This window comes from Chelatococcus sp. GCM10030263 (assembly GCF_042666455.1).
Lineage (GTDB): Bacteria > Pseudomonadota > Alphaproteobacteria > Rhizobiales > Beijerinckiaceae > Chelatococcus.
In genome coordinates, this window is record NZ_JBHTDB010000009.1 from 566,730 (window position 1) to 583,759 (window position 17,030).

The 17,030-nt window shown below is 65.3% G+C and carries 15 protein-coding genes; 13 read left to right on the top strand and 2 right to left on the bottom strand.

What is annotated here, in order from left to right:
- Nucleotides 1-14: 14 nt before the first annotated feature.
- Nucleotides 15-614: a TIGR00730 family Rossman fold protein gene (locus tag ACFQU1_RS21540; protein ID WP_378136532.1), complete on the bottom strand. Its 600-nt coding sequence runs from the start codon at nucleotides 612-614 to the stop codon at nucleotides 15-17.
- 211 nt (nucleotides 615-825) lie between these two features.
- Here ACFQU1_RS21540 and ACFQU1_RS21545 point away from each other — a divergent pair, with 211 nt between their 5' ends.
- From ACFQU1_RS21545 to yacG, 7 genes are all read left to right on the top strand, one after another.
- Nucleotides 826-2,214, top strand: coding sequence for an Ig-like domain-containing protein (locus ACFQU1_RS21545; RefSeq protein WP_378136534.1), 1,389 nt, complete (start codon nucleotides 826-828; stop codon nucleotides 2,212-2,214).
- Nucleotides 2,215-2,299: 85 nt separating this feature from the next.
- Nucleotides 2,300-4,207, top strand: coding sequence for an ABCB family ABC transporter ATP-binding protein/permease (locus tag ACFQU1_RS21550; RefSeq protein WP_378136536.1), 1,908 nt, complete (start codon nucleotides 2,300-2,302; stop codon nucleotides 4,205-4,207).
- 99 nt (nucleotides 4,208-4,306) lie between these two features.
- Entirely contained in the window at nucleotides 4,307-5,005 is a 699-nt protein-coding gene (locus tag ACFQU1_RS21555; protein WP_378136538.1) for a phosphatidylserine decarboxylase, read from the top strand.
- Between the two features lie 34 nt (nucleotides 5,006-5,039).
- Complete coding sequence (pssA, locus tag ACFQU1_RS21560; RefSeq protein ID WP_378136540.1) at nucleotides 5,040-5,906, top strand: CDP-diacylglycerol--serine O-phosphatidyltransferase; 867 nt, start codon at nucleotides 5,040-5,042, stop codon at nucleotides 5,904-5,906.
- 232 nt (nucleotides 5,907-6,138) lie between these two features.
- Nucleotides 6,139-6,357: a translation initiation factor IF-1 gene (infA, locus tag ACFQU1_RS21565; protein WP_378136542.1), complete on the top strand. Its 219-nt coding sequence runs from the start codon at nucleotides 6,139-6,141 to the stop codon at nucleotides 6,355-6,357.
- A gap of 66 nt (nucleotides 6,358-6,423) precedes the next feature.
- On the top strand, nucleotides 6,424-7,053 hold the full coding sequence (locus ACFQU1_RS21570) for a Maf-like protein (RefSeq protein ID WP_378136819.1): 630 nt from the start codon (nucleotides 6,424-6,426) through the stop codon (nucleotides 7,051-7,053).
- An 8-nt stretch (nucleotides 7,054-7,061) separates the two neighbouring features.
- The gene (gene yacG, locus ACFQU1_RS21575) at nucleotides 7,062-7,295 is read left to right on the top strand and encodes a DNA gyrase inhibitor YacG (RefSeq protein ID WP_378136544.1); all 234 of its coding nucleotides are present in this window, start codon (nucleotides 7,062-7,064) and stop codon (nucleotides 7,293-7,295) included.
- A gap of 108 nt (nucleotides 7,296-7,403) precedes the next feature.
- On the opposite strand, the gene ACFQU1_RS21580 is transcribed toward yacG, so the two are convergent.
- Nucleotides 7,404-8,924 carry an ABC transporter substrate-binding protein gene (locus ACFQU1_RS21580; RefSeq protein ID WP_378136546.1) on the bottom strand — a complete coding sequence of 507 codons (1,521 nt, stop codon included), beginning with the start codon at nucleotides 8,922-8,924 and terminating at the stop codon, nucleotides 7,404-7,406.
- A 510-nt stretch (nucleotides 8,925-9,434) separates the two neighbouring features.
- Here ACFQU1_RS21580 and ACFQU1_RS21585 point away from each other — a divergent pair.
- The 6 genes from ACFQU1_RS21585 to ACFQU1_RS21610 all read left to right on the top strand — a co-directional run bounded on the left by ACFQU1_RS21585 (nucleotide 9,435) and on the right by ACFQU1_RS21610 (nucleotide 16,833).
- A complete protein-coding gene (locus tag ACFQU1_RS21585) occupies nucleotides 9,435-10,433 on the top strand; it encodes an ABC transporter ATP-binding protein (RefSeq protein ID WP_378136548.1) in 999 nt (332 codons plus the stop codon).
- On the top strand, nucleotides 10,433-11,566 hold the full coding sequence (locus ACFQU1_RS21590; protein ID WP_378136550.1) for an ABC transporter ATP-binding protein: 1,134 nt from the start codon (nucleotides 10,433-10,435) through the stop codon (nucleotides 11,564-11,566). Before ACFQU1_RS21585 ends, ACFQU1_RS21590 begins: the two co-directional genes overlap by 1 nt.
- A 22-nt stretch (nucleotides 11,567-11,588) precedes the next feature.
- Nucleotides 11,589-13,091 (top strand): ABC transporter substrate-binding protein, encoded by a 1,503-nt coding sequence (locus tag ACFQU1_RS21595; protein ID WP_378136552.1) that lies wholly within the window; start codon nucleotides 11,589-11,591, stop codon nucleotides 13,089-13,091.
- A gap of 257 nt (nucleotides 13,092-13,348) precedes the next feature.
- Nucleotides 13,349-14,293, top strand: coding sequence for an ABC transporter permease (locus tag ACFQU1_RS21600; protein ID WP_378136554.1), 945 nt, complete (start codon nucleotides 13,349-13,351; stop codon nucleotides 14,291-14,293).
- A gap of 71 nt (nucleotides 14,294-14,364) precedes the next feature.
- Complete coding sequence (locus ACFQU1_RS21605) at nucleotides 14,365-15,234, top strand: ABC transporter permease (RefSeq protein WP_378136821.1); 870 nt, start codon at nucleotides 14,365-14,367, stop codon at nucleotides 15,232-15,234.
- Between the two features lie 105 nt (nucleotides 15,235-15,339).
- A complete protein-coding gene (locus tag ACFQU1_RS21610; RefSeq protein WP_378136556.1) occupies nucleotides 15,340-16,833 on the top strand; it encodes an ABC transporter substrate-binding protein in 1,494 nt (497 codons plus the stop codon).
- The last annotated feature ends 197 nt before the right edge of the window (nucleotides 16,834-17,030 follow it).

The window sequence follows — 17,030 nt, forward strand, 5'->3', positions numbered from 1 at the left end:
TATGACTGCTCCGCTCAGAACTGCGTGACGATGGCGGTTTCCTCGCGCGGACGGCCGATGATTTCCATCGCCGCGACGAGTTGCGGGACGGCATCCGCCGCCTGGTCCGCCACGAGATAGCGCACTTCGAGGCCCGGCCGGATGAAGCCCGACCGACCCATGTGGTCGAAGAGGTCAAGCAGCGGCCGCCAGAAGTTCAGCGTATTGAGGAGCAGGATCGGCTTGGTATGCCGGCCGAGCTGCGCCCAGGTCAGCTGCTCCACGAGCTCTTCCAGCGTGCCGATGCCGCCGGGCAGCGCGATGAAGGCGTCCGCCCGTTCGTACATGATCTGCTTGCGCGTATGCATGTCCGGCACGACGATCGTCTCCTGGGCGTCTTCCAGGAGAACCTCGCGGTCCTTCAGGAAGGACGGGATGACGCCCGTGACTTCGCCGCCGGCATCGAGCACGGCACGCGCCACCGTGCCCATCAGCCCGATATTGCCGCCGCCATAAATGAGCCTGATCCCGGCATCGGCCATCGAGCGCCCGAGCGCAGAAGCCTCTTCTGCGAAGATCGGGTCGATGCCGGGAGCTGAACCGCAATAGACACAGACAGATCGGATGAAGGTCATGAAAATGGATGTGGCTCGCAGCCGCGCGGCCGTCAAGCCCGGGCTAGGCGCGGTAGGCTGAATTCGGGTTGCGCTGGGTTTTCCGTTCAAAAGCCCGCGTATGTCACCGCAATGTCGCATTCTTCTGCGCAAGCGCTCTGGCCGCAGCCCACGGAAATGAGTAGCGTCGTGCTGACGGGCTCATCAGAAAGGCCTTGGATTGTTGGGGAACATGGGCACGCGGGGGATCCAGGCTGCAATCGCGGTCGTCGGGGTGGTGATCCTGGCGATTGGAATCTATGTGTGGGGCGTGCCGCAGCGGCATGAGCCCGAGACGCCGCAAGCGCCGGTTGCCGCGGCACCATCCGAGACGCCTGCGCCCAATGCGGCAGCGCCTGCGCCGGGTCCGGTGCCAAATGCACCAAATGCGCCCAACGCGCCGACGAGCCAGCAGGCCACCACGCCGTCTACACCGCCAGCGTCGCCGCCGGCGCAGGGCGCTCCGCCCGCCGATCCCGCCAAACAGCCGCCCGCTTTCGATGTCGTGCGTGTGGAGCCCGATGGCTCCTCGGTGGTGGCCGGAAGGGCGCCACCCGGGGCGAAGGTGGAGCTCTTGCGCAACGGCCAGCCTGTCGGCGAGGCGACGGCCGATCCCTCCGGCGCCTTCGCCATGACGCCACCGGCGCTGCCGCCCGGCACGCATGAACTGTCGCTGCGCGTCTCCTCCAACGGCCGCGAGGCAAAATCGGGAGAAGAGGTCACGGTCGTCGTCGCCGACGATCGCAAGACGGCCCCGATCGTCGCCCTGACCGCACCCGATAAGCCGACGGTCGTGCTGTCGAAGCCGGAAGGCGCAGCCGCCGCGACAGGCGCCCCGCCCGCTACTGGCCAGGCGGCCGGGCAGAGCGCGATTGCGCAAAGCCAGAACGGGCCGGCGATCGCGCCGGTGCCGGCGGCGCTTCGCCCCTCCATCGTCATCGAGACCGTCGAGGCGGATGCCGGCCGGATGTTCGTCTCCGGCCGCGCTGCCGCCGCGGCGACGATCCGGCTCTATCTGAACGACACTTATCTCGCCTCGGCACGCGCCGCCGCCGACGGGCGGCTGTCCTTCACCATCGCCAAGGGGCTCGCCCCCGGAGATTACAGGGTGCGCCTCGACGACGTCGAACCGCAGACCGGCAAGGTGCTGTCGCGGGCCGAGGTGGCTTTCACCATGCCGGTCGGAGCCGTTGCCTCTGCCGCACCGCTGGTCGCCGCCGACCGGCCGGCGAGCGCTTCCCCATCGCCGTCACCTGTTCCGCAGATCGCGACCAATGCCGGATCGGCGCCGGCCGCTCTGGGGCCGCAAGCACCGCCCGCCGTGCCGGGCATGCCGGCTCCGCCGCCGGGCGTCGAGACGGGCGGGTCGGCCTCCGCCGTCGTCATCCCGGAGGTGCAGACCGCGACAGTCACGCGCGGCGACAGCCTGTGGCGCATCAGCCGTCGTACCTATGGGCGCGGCGCGCGCTACACGGTCATCTACGATGCCAACCAGGATCAGATCCGCGATGCCGATCTGATCTACCCCGGTCAGGTTTTCGTGCTGCCGAACGAGCAGAGGACGGGCGCACGCGCGCAGTGACGGGTCTGGATTGCGTGCCAAGGGGCTGCACGCAGGGGGGACCGGCCCTATATAGGGTCGGTCTCAACGATCTGGATTGTCAAACATGTCAGTGCTGTCGTCCGAGGGGGAAAGCCAAGAACCTCGCTCGGACAAGCCGGCCTCGGCTTTCGCCGCCACCCTGGAACGTCTCTGGCCTTATCTGTGGCCGCATGACCGCGCCGATCTGCGGATGCGCATCTACATGGCCTTCGGGCTGCTCCTGGTGGCCAAGGCCATCACTATTCTCATGCCCTACAGCTATAAATGGGCTGTCGATGCGCTGACCATGGAGATCGATCCGGCGCGCGCCGGGCAGGCGACCGGCCCGCTCTGGGCGGGGGCGATCGGGCTGACGATGCTCTACGGAGCCATGCGCATCGCCATGGCGCTCTTCACCCAGGCGCGCGACGGGCTCTTCGCCTCGGTGGCGATGAATGCGGTGCGGCGCTTGGCGCTGCAGACCTTCGACCACATGCACCGGCTGTCGCTGCGCTTCCATCTGGAGCGCAAGACCGGCGGCCTGACGCGCGTGCTCGAACGCGGCCGCAACGGCATCGAGGAGCTCGTGCGCCTCACGGTGTTGCAGCTTCTGCCGACGATCCTCGAATTCGTGCTCGTGGTCGGGATTCTCTGGTGGCAGTTCGACTGGCGCTTCGCCGCGGTCGTCGTCGTGATGATCGTGTTTTATCTCGGCTATACCTACCAGGCGACGAAGTGGCGGATCGATATCCGCCGGCGCATGAACGACTCCGATTCCGACGCCAATACCAAGGCGATCGACTCGCTTCTCAATTACGAGACGGTGAAATATTTCGGCGCCGAGCAGCGTGAGGCCGCGCGCTACGACGTCTCCATGGAACGCTACGAGCGGGCGAGCACCCAGACCTATACGTCGCTCGCCGTGCTCAACGCCGGCCAGGCGGTGATCTTCACGCTGGGGCTCACGGCGGTCATGGCGCTGGCAGTTGGCGATATCCGCCAGGGCAAGGGCACGATCGGCGATTTCGTCATGGTCAACGCCATGCTGATCCAGCTCTACATGCCCTTGAACTTCATGGGCATGCTCTACCGGGAGATCAAACAGGCGCTGATCGACATCAGCGAGATCTTCTCGATCCTCGGCCGCGACCCGGAGATCCGCGACCGGCCGGGCGCATCGCCGCTCGTCGTCAAGGAAGGCGCCGTCACCTTCGAGGACGTGCATTTCGCCTATGATCCGCAGCGGCCGATCCTCAAAGGCGTGAGCTTCACCGTACCGGCCGGCAAGACGGTTGCCATCGTCGGGCCGTCGGGGGCGGGCAAGTCGACCTTGTCGCGGCTGCTCTTTCGCTTCTACGAGCCGAGCAAGGGGCGCATCCTCATCGACGGCCAGGACATCGCCGAGGTGCAGCAGACCTCCATACGGGCCGCTATCGGCATGGTCCCGCAGGACACCGTGCTCTTCAACGACACCATCGGCTACAACATCCGCTATGGGCGCTGGAACGCCACCAACGAGGAGGTCTTCGAGGCCGCGCGCCTAGCCCAGATCGACGGCTTCATCCGCAGCCTTCCCGAAGGCTACGACACGCCCGTCGGCGAGCGCGGCCTGAAGCTCTCCGGCGGCGAGAAGCAGCGCGTCGCGATCGCCCGCACCATCCTGAAGGGCCCTCCGATCCTCGTCCTCGACGAAGCGACCTCGGCGCTCGACAGCTTTACGGAGCGGGAGATCCAGACGGCGCTCGAACGCGTGAGCCGCGGGCGGGCCACCCTCGTCATCGCCCACCGCCTGTCGACGATCGTCGGGGCCGATGAGATTCTCGTGCTCGACCAGGGCCGCATCGTCGAGCGCGGCCGCCATGCGGCGCTGATCGCCAAGGGCGGCCTTTATGCCGCGCTTTGGAACCAGCAGCGCGAAGCCGAAGAGGCGCGCGAGCGGCTGCGGCGGGCCGAAGCCGAACCGACGAGCGGAGAGCTCGATGCGGCCGAGTGAGCGCTGCGGGTTGACGCTGGCGGGCCTTGCTGGCATCCGGATGGGTCTGCCGGGTCGATGCGGCTTGTCCCGTCGCTGCGCCTGAGCTGGAGGAACGCCTTGTCCGTCTACGATTCGATCCGCAGCAGCCTCACGCCCATCCACAAGGAAGGCTATCCCTTCATTGCGATTGCCGTCGTCGCCTCGCTGGTGCTCGGCCATCTCTGGACGCCCTTCGGCTGGCTCGGGGCCATCATCACCGTCTGGATGTGCTTCTTCTTCCGCGATCCGGAGCGCGTGACGCCGATCGGCGAGGACCTCGTGATCGCGCCTGCCGACGGGCGCGTCAGCGGCATCGCGACCGTCCTGCCGCCCGCCGAGCTCGGCCTGTCCGACGTGCCGATGACGCGCATCTCGGTCTTCATGAATGTCTTCGACTGCCATGTGAACCGCAGCCCGGTCGGTGGCATCATCGAGCGCATCGTCTATACGCCTGGCATCTTCATCAACGCCGACCTCGACAAGGCGAGCGAGGACAACGAGCGCAACGGGCTCGTGATCCTGCACGGGGACCTGCGCGTCGGCGTCGTGCAGATCGCGGGGCTGGTCGCGCGCCGCATCGTCTCCTTCGTGCGCGAGGGTGACAGCCTCCTGGCCGGCGAGCGCTTCGGCCTGATCCGCTTCGGCTCGCGGGTCGATGTCTATCTTCCGGCGAGCGTCACGCCGCTCGTCGGTGTCGGCCAGCGCACCGTTGCGGGCGAAACGGTGATGGCCGATCTCTCCGTGAAGGGCGAAGCGCGCCTTTACCGGCAGAACTGATGCGATACGGCCCGTCGGCAATCCGGGAACGGCGATGAGCGATCTCTTTCCACCTTTCCAGCCGGACCCGGACGAGCCCAAGCGCCGGCTGTTCAAGCCGGTGCCGTTGCGCCTGCTCGCCCCGAATGTCATCACGCTGCTCGCGCTCTGCCTTGGGCTGACCGCGATCCGGCTCGCCATCGAGGGGCGCTTCCACCTCGCCATCTTCGCCATCGCGGTCGCGGCCGTGCTCGATGGCCTCGATGGGCGCATCGCGCGCATGCTCAAGGGCACGTCACGTTTTGGCGCCGAGCTCGACTCTCTGTCGGATTTCGTGAATTTCGGCGTCGCGCCGCCGCTCGTCCTCTATATCTTCAACCTGCGCGAGCTGCGTTCGCTGGGCTGGATCGCGGCGCTCGTCTTCGCCATCGCCGCCGCGCTCAGGCTGGCGCGCTTCAATGTGATGCTCGACGATCCCAGCCGGCCGGAATGGCAGAAGAACTTCTTCGTGGGCATGGCGGCACCGGCGGGCGCCGTCACGGTGATGCTGCCGCTTTACCTCAATTTCCTGGGCGTGCCGATCGGCGGTTTCGCGGCGCCTTTCGTCGCGATCTATGTCATTGCCATCGCCTTCCTGATGGTGAGCCGCATCCCGACATTCTCGGGCAAGGCCTTCGGCAGCCGCGTGCCGCGGGAATGGGTGCTGCCGCTGTTCGTCCTGGTGGTGCTGTTCGCGGCGCTTTTCGTGAGCTTCACCTTCGAGGTTCTGGCAGTCTGCACGCTGATCTATCTCGGCCTCCTGCCGGTTGGGTTGATGCGCTACAGGGCGATGGAGCGGGCGGACGAGGCGCAGAAGGCCGCGATGCTCGGCACCGATGCCGAGGCAGCGCAGCGCGACGGCGAAGGAGCCGCGCGCCCGTGAAGGACGTCCGCGTCAGGGCTGTGCATGACGGGGCGACGACGGTTGTCCCGGTTGCGCGGCCCGTTGCATTCACCCGCTGGTAGGGCCATCTATGGAAAGGTGCCTCGCGCGAATGGGATGATTCGCGCGATATTTGGTGCGGGGCACACATCCTATCTTATGTTCACAATGTGACGGGTTTCGAGTAGGGTCCGCGCGTTCCCTCGTGACCATAGTGACTGCAAGGAATGGCATGTCGAAAGAAGAACTCCTCGAGTTCCCGGGAGTCGTAACGGAACTGCTGCCCAACGCGATGTTTCGCGTCAAGCTCGAGAACGACCATGAGATCGTCGCCCATACGGCCGGCAAGATGCGCAAGAACCGCATCCGCGTGCTGACCGGCGACCGCGTTCTCGTCGAGATGACGCCGTATGATCTGAGCAAAGGCCGGATCACCTATCGTTTCAAGTAATTGATCTGATACCGCTGCGCCGCCCGACGGGAGAGCCGCCCCTTGGTTTCCATTCTCGACGCATCTCTGTCGGCGAGTTGGCGCCCCAAACTGGTCCTGGCCTCGGCCTCGCCGCGCAGGCTTGCGCTTCTGCAGCAGGTCGGCATCGAGCCCGACGCGTTGGTGCCTGCCGACGTCGACGAGACGCCGCTGAGAGGCGAGAAGCCGCGCGACCTCGCCCGCCGCCTGGCGCGCGACAAGGCGGAAGCCGTTCACAAGATGATCGAGCGGCGTGAGGAGCTCGCGAGCGCCTTCGTTCTTGCCGCCGACACGGTGGTCGCCGTCGGCCGGCGTGTGCTGCCCAAGGCGGAGACCGTCGAAGAGGCGGCGCAATGCCTCAGGCTCCTCTCCGGCCGCGGACATCGCGTTTATTCGGCCGTGCATGTCATCACTCCGCGCGGCAAGCACCGCCAGCGGGGCGTCGAGACGCGCCTGCGCTTCAAGAATCTTTCGCAGGACGAGATCGAGAGCTATCTCGCCTCCGGCGAATGGCGCGGCAAGGCGGGCGGCTATGCCATCCAGGGATTGGCCGGCGCTTTCGCCGTCAAGCTGGTGGGATCCTACACCTCGGTGGTTGGTTTGCCGTTGTACGAAGCCGTCAATCTTCTAGCCGGGGAGGGCTATCCGGTGCGCCTCACCTGGCTCAATGCGGCATGAGGCATCTCATGGGTCCGGTCGCCGTCAACGACAACAGCGCACGCGCAAAGCCTTGCCCCATCTGCGGCAAGCCCTCGGAGGCGCATTGGCAGCCGTTCTGCTCCAAGCGCTGTGCGGATGTCGATCTCAACCGCTGGCTGTCCGGCCGCTACGCCATTCCGGCGCACGACGACGATCCCGATAACGGCGCGGCCGATGCCGATCCGAGCGACGACGAACCGCGTCGCCCGCCCGAGGGCTGAGCGCCTGTCGGCCGCCCGGTCTCACGATTGCCCGATCAAAAAAGCCGGCGGTCTCGGACCGCCGGCTTCGTCATAAGGAGGAGCTGAGATCGGCGCCCGGTACCGTGCTCACCCGCCGTTCTTCACGCCCTGCAGGCGGATGAGGCCGTCAGGATAGGGCACGAAGCCGGTGACCGGCTTCCGCACTGCCCACAGCGACTTGTAGTGGTAGAGCACGATATGCGGCAGGTCGGTGAGATAGATGTCCACGGCCTGATTGTAGAGTTTGGCGCGCGCCGCATCGTCGGTCGTCTGCCGGGCGGCCACCAGGACCTTGTCCAGCTCGGGATTGCAGTAGCGCCCCCAGTTCAGGAATCCGTTGCACGACGCCCAGGGCGAGACATTGGCGTCGGGGTCCGGACGGCCGCTCCAGATGGCCAGTGAGGCCTGATAATCTCCGCTATTGGATTTCGCCGCGAGCGTCGCCGATTCCACCGCCTGGATGTCGACCTTGAATCCGGCCTCGCCGGCCATGCTCTGAATGAGCTGGGCTACCTGCTGCTGCACGGGGTTATTGGCCGTGTAGAGCGTGAAGCTCGGACTGGTCACGCCTGCTTCGGCGAGCAGTGCCTTCGCCTTTTCCACATCGCGTTTGGGCACCGGATGGGCGCTGTCGTAGAAACGCGAGCCCGGCAGCTCATGTTGGTTGCTGGGCGCGAAGGCGCCCTCATAGGCGACCTGGTTGATGGCGTCGCGATCGAGCGTGAGCTCGAGCGCCTGCCGGACCTTCGCTTCCTTGCCGAGCGGATTGTCGGCCTTGTCGCCATGGGCGACATTGATCGAGATGATGTCGTAGGCGATCGACGGGCTCTCCACGAGGGTGAGATCGGCTGCGCCCTTGACGGTCGCGATGTCGGTCGGCGCGAGGCGTTCGATCATGTCGAGGTCGCCAGAGCGCAGGTTCAGCAGCCGCACGCTGTCGTCCGGGATCGGCACATAGGTGACGCTGTCGAGAAAGACCTGGTCCTTGTTCCAATATTTATCGAAGCGCTTGAGGGCGATGCGGTCCTGGGGCACGCGCTCCACGAATTCGAAGGGGCCGGCGCAGACGGGATGCCGGCCGATCTCCGCACCCGCCTTGCTGATCGCAGTCGGCGACATCATCATGCCCGCGCGGTCGGACAGCACGCTGATTAGCGGCGCATAGGGCTCCTTGAGATTGATCTTGACCGTCTGCGGATCGACGACGTCGACGCTCTCGACCGGCGCGAGCTCGCTCTTGCGGCGTGAGATCGGGTCGGATCGGTAGCGCTCGAGATTGGCCTTCACCGCCTCGGCGTCCATAGGCGTGCCGTCGTGGAAAACGACCCCCTCGCGGAGCTTCAGGGTGAGCGACTTGTTGTCCGTCGACCATGTCCATTGCGTCGCGAGCTGCGGTCGAAAGCCGCCCTCGGCGCTCGTGTCGATCAGCTTGTCGCAGAGCGCCGCGAAGATGACGCGCCCATAGACGGAGGTGCCCTGTGCCGGATCCAGAATATCCGGATCGGCTCGCATCCCGATGCGCAGACCGGCTGCAGATACCGGGCCCGCCACGAGAGCGAAGGCGAGCAATGCGGACCAGCGCGCAACACGCTTCTTCGATGGAGACATGTGGTCTTTCCCTCCGTTGGCCCATGGTTTCGGCCGCTCAGCCTGCCCGGACCGATGAATGTCTGGATAAAGAATAGGCTGTTCTAACACGGAGTAACGAAGCTCCTCAACGCGAGGAAGCGCCTAGAATCTGCGCAGCCGATGAAAATCTCCGGCGCAGCCTTGATATTTTCTGCTGAAACGATGGGCAGGACCGTGGAAGCTCTTTCCCCACAGCTGCCGGTGAGCGGTCTTGACAGGTGGTCCCGCATCGCCCGTTATAAGTTGCTAGAACGGTTGCAAAACGGCGAAGATCTGAATTGCCGATCGGCGGGGGACGCTCCGGATTGTCCGGACATTGCTCACAATGCGCAAGACATGCGCCCGATGCAGATGCCGGCCTAAGGCCGGCATCTGGCGCGGTGGAAGGGCTGCGTCAGCGCAGCGCAGTCCAGGTTCCGGTCGGGGCAAGGATCTTGCAAGGCCGACCGGCATGACACCGATTTCCAGAGGGGTGGAAGGCTTGCAGCGATGACCGAAACGGATCCCGTCCTCCGCCTCAGCGATTTTTCCCTCCGCTTCGGGCCGGGAAAGAACCTCGTCGACGGGGTGGGTTTCGAGGTGCGGGAGGGGGAAACCCTTTGCATCGTGGGCGAATCCGGATGCGGCAAGAGCGTCACCTCGCTGGCGCTGATGGGGCTTTTGCCGACACCGCCCGCTGAAATCGTCTCGGGGCGGGCGATCTTCGAGGGCCGCGATCTCTTCAGCCTGTCGGACCGCGAGATGTCGGATCTGCGCGGCAACCGCATGTCGATGATCTTTCAGGAGCCGATGACGTCGCTCAATCCGGCCTTCACGATCGGCGACCAACTCATGGAGACCGTTGAGCGGCATCGGCGCGTATCGCGGGCCGAGGCCCGCGCGGCGGCCCTGGACATGCTGCAGAAGGTGCGCATTCCCGCGCCCGAGAGGCGGCTGAAGAACTATCCCCACCAGCTGTCCGGCGGCATGCGCCAACGCGTCATGATCGCCATGGCGCTGGCCAATTCCCCCAAGCTTCTGATCGCCGACGAGCCGACGACGGCGCTCGACGTGACGATCCAGGCGCAGATTCTGGCCCTGATCAAGACCCTGCAGCGCGAGACCGGCACGGCCGTCGTCCTCATCACGCATGACCTCGGCGTGGTCGCCGAAACGGCCGATCACGTGGTGGTGATGTATGCGGGGAATGTCGTCGAGGCCGGCCCCGTTGACGCGGTCTTCGACGATCCGCAGCATCCCTATACCATCGGCCTCGTCGGGGCGATGCCGTCGCTCGGGCGCCGCTCCGGCAAGCTCGCGACCATCACCGGCACGGTGCCGTCGATCGAGCGCATGCCGCAGGGCTGCCGTTTCAGGCCGCGCTGTCCCTTCGCGCAGGCGCGATGCGTCGCACCGCCGCCGCTCGCGCCCATCGGGCCGGCGAACGATCGCCATCGGGCCGCCTGCTGGTATGCGCCGCTCGAAACCACTTTCGCGGAGGCCGGTTGATGGCAGCGCCCACGCCCATTCTCGAGACCGTCTCCCTCGTCAAGCAGTTCGGCGGAGGGCGCCAGCTCTTCACCCGCGCGCCCGTCGTGCAGGCCGTCAACGGTGTTTCCATCAAGGTCATGGACGGTGAGACCTTCGCCGTCGTCGGCGAATCCGGCTGTGGAAAATCGACCCTCGGCCGGCTCATGATCCGCCTGCTCGATCCGACCTCCGGCGACGTCGTCTACCGCGGCCGCAATCTCGCGGGTCTTTCGGCGGAACAGATGCGCAAGCTTCGGCGCGAGTTGCAGATCATTTTCCAGGATCCCTTCGCTTCGCTCAATCCGCGCATGACGGCCGCCCAGATCGTCGGCGAGCCGATCTGGCTGCACGGGCTTGCCGCCGGCGGCGAACGACGGGATCGAGTGCTCGAGATCTTCGATCTGGTCGGCCTGCGGCCCGACATGGCCGAGCGCTATCCGCACGAATTCTCCGGCGGCCAGCGCCAGCGCATCGGCATAGCGCGGGCGCTTGCCGGCCAGCCGCAGCTCATCCTCGGCGATGAGCCGGTCTCGGCGCTCGACGTGTCGATCCAGGCGCAGATTATCAATTTGCTCGAGGAGCTGAAGGAGCGGCTGAAGCTCACCCTCGTCGTCATCGCCCATGACCTCGCCGTCATCCGCCATATGAGCGACCATGTCGCGGTCATGTATCTCGGAGAGGTGGTGGAGCTTGCCGAGACGGAGGAGCTCTTCGAGGCGCCGCTCCATCCCTATTCGCAGGCCCTTCTCGAGGCGATCCCCATCCCGAACCCGCGCGGGCGTCGGGTGCGCATGCCGCTGCAGGGCGACATTCCGAGCCCGACCAATCCGCCGTCCGGTTGCCGCTTCCACACGCGCTGCCCGCATGCACGGCCCGTCTGCGCCGAGGAGCGCCCGGTGCTCACCGGCGTCGGCGGCAGTGGCCGGCAAGTGGCTTGCCATTTCTGGCAGGAGATCCAGGCGGCGGGGGCAAGCCCGCGCCTTGCGGTCGCCGACAGCCCGGCGCTTTCCGCGCGGCTTGCCTTGTATCGTGCCCGCCAGGCCGGCACCGCCGTCGGCCTGGTGGGGGAGGGAGCGGCCGGCTCGAATTCGCTGCAGCCGGACATGCCGTGATCATCGGAAGAGGGGAGACATGATGAGAGCGATCAAGATGGTGGCGCTTGCCGCCGGACTACTGGCCAGCTCGGCGGCCTTCGCCCAGACGCTCAGGGTCGGGCTCAACGAAGATCCCGACGTGCTCGACCCGCATCGCGCCCGCACCTATGTCGGGCGGATCGTCTTCACCTCGCTCTGCGACAAGCTCGTCGACATCTCGCCGGATCTGCAGTTCGTTCCGCAGCTCGCGACCTCCTGGTCGTGGAGTGCCGACCAGAAGGCGCTCACCTTCAAGCTGCGCCAGGGCGTCACCTTCCATGACGGCACGCCCTTCGATGCGGCGGCGGTGAAGGCCAATATCGAACGCGCGCTGACGCTGTCGGATTCCAACCGCAAGAGCGAGCTCACCTCCGTCGCAGCGGCCGAGGTGGTCGATCCCTCGACCGTTGTGATCAAGCTGAAGCAGCCGGACGCCACGCTGCTCGCGACCCTGTCGGATCGCGCCGGCATGATGCTGTCGCCCGCGGCCTTCGGCAAAAGCGGCGACTTCTCCCAGAATCCGGTCTGCTCGGGCCCCTATAAATTCGTTCGCCGCGTGCAGAACGACCGGATCGAGCTCACGAAATACGACGCCTATTGGGACGCCGCGAGCTATCCGATCAAGAACGTTACCTTCATCTCCATTCCCGATACGACCGTGCGTCTCGCCAATTTGAGGGCAGGCGATCTCGATATGCTGGAACGGCTCGCGCCGTCTGATGTGCCGACGGTCAAGAGCGACCCGAAGCTCAATTTCGTGCCAGTCACCGGGCTCGGCTACGTGTCCATGCGCATCAATGTGGCCAACGGCCCGCGCGCCAAGAATCCGCTCGGCCAGGACAAGCGCATCCGCCAGGCCCTGCAGCTGGCGATCGGCCGCAATATCATCAACGAGGTCGTCGGCGCCGGCATCCTCCCGCCTGCCCAGCAGCCCTTCCCGCCGGCGAGCCCCTTCCACAGCGACAAGTTCCCCTTGGTGGAGCGCGACGCGGAAAAGGCGAAAGCACTTCTGGCCGCGGCGGGCGTGCCCAATCCGTCCTTCGAGATGGTCTTTGGCAACAGCAGCACCACCCAGCAGATCGCCGAGCTCATCCAGGCCATGGCCGGTGAGGTCGGTTTCAAGATCACGCTGCGGCCGACAGAATTCGCCGCCATGCAGCAGGAGATGGAGCAGGGCAATTTCGATGTGTCCATCATCGGCTGGTCCGGCCGCGTCGATCCTGACGGTAACATCCACCAGTTCGCGACCTGCAAGGGCAATCTGAACGATTCCAGATACTGCAATGCCGAGGTCGACAAATATCTTAATGAGGCCCGGCAAGTCACCGATGAGGGCGCCCGCAAGGAGATCTATGATAAGGCGCAGGCCATCCTGCTCGACGACTTGCCGACCATTTATATCTACTACCAGCCCTGGCCCTTCGTCCTTGCGAAGGACGTGACGGGCTTTCAGCCCTATCCCGACGGCATGATCCGTTTGAAGGGCATGAAGGTCGGCGGGTAGCATATGACGATTCTGGCCCAGAACATACGGAGGGCTCGGCGGGATTGCTCTCCCTCAGCGGTGCATGCGGCCAGCGGGCCGCTGGGTTACCTCTCCCCGCGGGCGGGGAGAGGTCGGCTGCGAAGCGGCCGGGTGAGGGGGGATTTGTCGATCAGCGCCCATGCCCCTCACCCTGTCCCTCTCCCCGCAGACGGGGAGAGGGGACGAAACCTGGCCACGGATTGCGCTCGGCTCCCGATGCGCGTGAAGGATGGTCCATGACACAAATGATCCTGCGCCGTTTCCTCGTCGCCATCCCGACCATCATCATCGTGTCGATGCTCGTCTTCGGCCTGCAGAAGCTTCTGCCGGGCGATCCCGTGCTCGCCATGGCCGGCGAGGAACGGGACCCCAAGGTCATCGAATTCCTGCGCGAGAAATACCACCTGAACGACCCGATCCCGGTGCAATACGGTGCCTGGGTCGGGCGGGTGCTGCAGGGCGATTTCGGCATTTCCCTGCGCACCGACGTGCCTGTGACGACGCTGATCGCTCAGAAGCTGCCGGTCACCATCCAGCTCGCCATCATGGCTATGATCATCGCCGTCGTGATCGGCGTGCCGACCGGCATCCTGTCGGCCGTGCGCAAGGGTACGGCGACCGACTATGTCGCCAATGTCGTGGCGCTGTCGGGCTTATCAATCCCGAACTTCTGGCTCGGCATTCTCCTTATCTTCCTGGTCTCGGTTCGGCTTGGCTGGCTGCCGGCCTCGGGCTATGTGCCGCCGGGACAGGACTTCTGGCTGTCTATCAAGACGATGCTGATGCCGGCCTTCGTGCTCGGCACGGCGCTCGCGGCAAGCCTCATGCGCCACACCCGCTCGGCCATGATCGGCATCCTGCGCTCGGACTATATCCGCACGGCCCGCGCCAAGGGGTTGCGCCAGGGGAAGGTCGTCTACAAGCATGCGTTGCGCAACGCACTCGCGCCGATCGTGACCTTGATGACGCTGCTCTTCGGCGAGCTTCTGGGCGGGGCCGTGCTGACCGAGCAGATCTTCACGATTCCGGGCTTCGGTAAGCTTATCGTCGATGCCGTCTTCACTCGCGATTACGCCGTCGTCCAGGGCATCGTGCTGTGCACGGCGATAGGCTTCATCGCCATGAACCTTCTCGCCGACGTCCTCTACATCCTGATCAATCCGCGATTGAGGGGGAGCTGATGAATTCCTTGGCAGTCAGCGACGCGGATCGAAAAGAGGAAAGCCGCGCCACGGCGACGACCGCTGCCACCATGGTCGGGGTCGAGCCGCTGGACGAGGTGCCGCCGCAGCGCGGCGGACGTGCGCTCGCTAAATTCCTGGCGAACCGCGCCGCGATCTTCGGCGGCTGCGTCGTAGCGCTCTTCGTGCTGGTCGCGATTTTCGCGCCGCTCGTCTCGCCCTATGATCCGTTGGCGACGAGCTTCACGGCCATCCGCAAGGCGCCCTCGGCGCTCCACTGGTTCGGCACCGACGAGCTCGGCCGCGACATCTTCAGCCGCATGGCCTATGGCGCGCGCACCTCTTTGATGGCCGGCGTCATTTCCGTCGCCATCGCTGTCTGCGTCGGCGTGCCCTTCGGCCTGCTGGCGGGCTTCTTCGGCGGCTGGACGGATATGGTCATCTCCCGCGTCATCGATGCGAAACTGGCCATTCCCTTCCTCATCCTGGCGATTGCGCTCGCCTCCTTCCTCGGGCCGAGCCTCACCAATGCGATGATCGCCATCGGCCTCTCGGCGACGCCGATCTTCGCGCGGCTTGCCCGCGGCCAGACCCTGATGATCACCGCGGAAGACTATGTCGAGGGCGCCCGCGCCATCGGCTTGCCCAACCGCTGGATCATCATCCGCTATATCTTTCCCAATATCATGCCGCCGCTGATCGTGCAGGCGACGCTGACGGTCGCGACCGCCATCATCGCCGAGGCGAGCCTGTCGTTCCTCGGCCTCGGGCAGCAGCCGCCGGATCCGTCCTGGGGTTCCATGCTCAACACGGCCAAGAATTTCATGAGCCAGGCGCCCTGGATGTCGCTCTTCCCGGGGGCCGCGATCTTCCTGCTCGTCCTCGGCTTCAATCTGCTCGGCGACGGCCTGCGCGACGCGCTCGACCCGCGCGAGAACTGAAAGCGGTGCGGCCGCGCCGGCCCGCGCTAAAAAATGGATCGGGGAGATGGCGCAACGGGAGAGCCATTCGCAACTGAGCGCCTCAATGGCGCGCCTTGGGGGAACATGCGCATGAGAAAACTTCTGGTGCTGTCGGTCGCCGCACTTGCCCTGTCGGGGATGAGCGCCTCGGCGAGCGAGTTCAAGATCGGCCTGCAGGACGACGTTGACGTTCTTGATCCAGCCCGATCGCGCACCTTCGTCGGCGAGGTGGTGTTCGAATCCCTCTGCGACAGCCTCGTCGCGGTCGGCCCGGACTTGCAGGCCAAGCCTGAGCTCGCCGAGAGCTGGACATGGAACGACGATCACACCGTGCTAACGATGAAGCTGAAGGCCGGCCTCAAGTTCCACGACGGCACCCCGATCGACGCTACGGCCGTGAAGGCCAATATCGAGCGGGCGATGACGCTGCAGGACAGCATGCGCAAGAGCGAGCTGCAGTCCATTGCGTCGGTCGAGGTGGTCGATCCCGCGACCTTCGTGATCAAGCTGAAGCAGCCCGACCCGACGCTGCTGCCGCAGCTCTCCAATCGTGCCGGCATGATGCTGTCGCCCGCAAGTTTCGACACGGCCGGCACCAAGCCCGTCTGTTCCGGTCCGTATAAATTCGTAGACCGCCAGCAGAATTATCGCATCACCTTGGAAAAATTCGCCGATTATCGCGACGCCAAAGATTATAGCTTCGACAAGATCACTTTCTATCCTATTCCCGACACCACGGTGCGGCTCGCCAATCTGCGCGCAGGCGATCTCGACATGCTCGAGCGGCTCGCGCCATCGGACATTCCCGTCGTGCGCGACGATGCCAATCTGCAGCTCGCCCTCGTGACCAGCGTCGGCTACCAGGGCATCACTATCAATGTCGGCAAGCCGCGGGGGGATTCGCCACTCGCCAAGGACAAGCGCGTGCGCCAGGCGCTGCAGCTCGCCATCGACCGCAACGCCATCAACGAGGTGGTCGGTTCCGGCACCTTCAAGCCGGCCCAGCAGCCGATCAGCGACACCAATCCCTATTTCGACAAATCCTTGCCGGTGACGACGCGCGACGTCGAAAAAGCCAAGGCGCTGCTCGCCGAGGCGGGCTACAAGCGCGTGCCCTTCAAGCTGCTCTTCACGAATTCCACGACGAGCCAGCAGATCGCCGAGCTCATCCAGGCGATGGTCGCCGACGCCGGCTTCGACGTGAAGCTGCGCGCCGTGGAGTTCACCACCATGCTGCAACAGATCCAGTCCGGCGATTTCGATACGGTGCTGCTCGGCTGGTCCGGCCGCTACGATCCGGACGGCAACATCCACCAGTTCGTGACCTGCGGTGCCGGGCTGAATTATGCGAAATACTGCAACAAGCCGGTCGACGATCTGCTCAACAAGGCCAAGGTGACGCCCGACGTTACCGCGCGCAAGAAGCTCTATGATGATGCGCAGGCCATTCTGCAGGACGACCTGCCGCTCATCTACCTCTACTACCAGCCCTGGCCTTTCGTGCTGTCGAAATCCGTAAAAGGCTTCACGCCGTTGCCGACGGGGCTCATCAGCCTGAAAGGCGTGACGAAGGGCTAGGTTCTCCGCCTTTGGGCGAGACGACCCCCACCCCTTACCCCTCCCCACGGAAATCGGGTTTACTCGATTTCCGCATGTCGAAAGGGCCACTCGGATCGATCCGAGTGGCCGGGGGAGGGGCACGGTGAGCGTGCCGCCACAATCACGGTTGCCGTCGCGTCTCGCGGAGCCGGCGAACCGGCGCCGATCCCTCCCCG

Bases quoted from the DNA above. Each gene is read 5' to 3' on its own strand.
- ACFQU1_RS21540 (WP_378136532.1), bottom strand. From the start codon at position 614: ATGACCTTCATCCGATCTGTCTGTGTCTATTGCGGTTCAGCTCCCGGC.
- ACFQU1_RS21545 (WP_378136534.1), top strand. From the start codon at position 826: ATGGGCACGCGGGGGATCCAGGCTGCAATCGCGGTCGTCGGGGTGGTG.
- ACFQU1_RS21550 (WP_378136536.1), top strand. From the start codon at position 2,300: ATGTCAGTGCTGTCGTCCGAGGGGGAAAGCCAAGAACCTCGCTCGGAC.
- pssA (WP_378136540.1), top strand. From the start codon at position 5,040: ATGAGCGATCTCTTTCCACCTTTCCAGCCGGACCCGGACGAGCCCAAG.
- infA (WP_378136542.1), top strand. From the start codon at position 6,139: ATGTCGAAAGAAGAACTCCTCGAGTTCCCGGGAGTCGTAACGGAACTG.
- yacG (WP_378136544.1), top strand. From the start codon at position 7,062: ATGGGTCCGGTCGCCGTCAACGACAACAGCGCACGCGCAAAGCCTTGC.
- ACFQU1_RS21580 (WP_378136546.1), bottom strand. From the start codon at position 8,924: ATGTCTCCATCGAAGAAGCGTGTTGCGCGCTGGTCCGCATTGCTCGCC.
- ACFQU1_RS21585 (WP_378136548.1), top strand. From the start codon at position 9,435: ATGACCGAAACGGATCCCGTCCTCCGCCTCAGCGATTTTTCCCTCCGC.
- ACFQU1_RS21590 (WP_378136550.1), top strand. From the start codon at position 10,433: ATGGCAGCGCCCACGCCCATTCTCGAGACCGTCTCCCTCGTCAAGCAG.
- ACFQU1_RS21595 (WP_378136552.1), top strand. From the start codon at position 11,589: ATGAGAGCGATCAAGATGGTGGCGCTTGCCGCCGGACTACTGGCCAGC.
- ACFQU1_RS21600 (WP_378136554.1), top strand. From the start codon at position 13,349: ATGACACAAATGATCCTGCGCCGTTTCCTCGTCGCCATCCCGACCATC.
- ACFQU1_RS21605 (WP_378136821.1), top strand. From the start codon at position 14,365: ATGGTCGGGGTCGAGCCGCTGGACGAGGTGCCGCCGCAGCGCGGCGGA.
- ACFQU1_RS21610 (WP_378136556.1), top strand. From the start codon at position 15,340: ATGCGCATGAGAAAACTTCTGGTGCTGTCGGTCGCCGCACTTGCCCTG.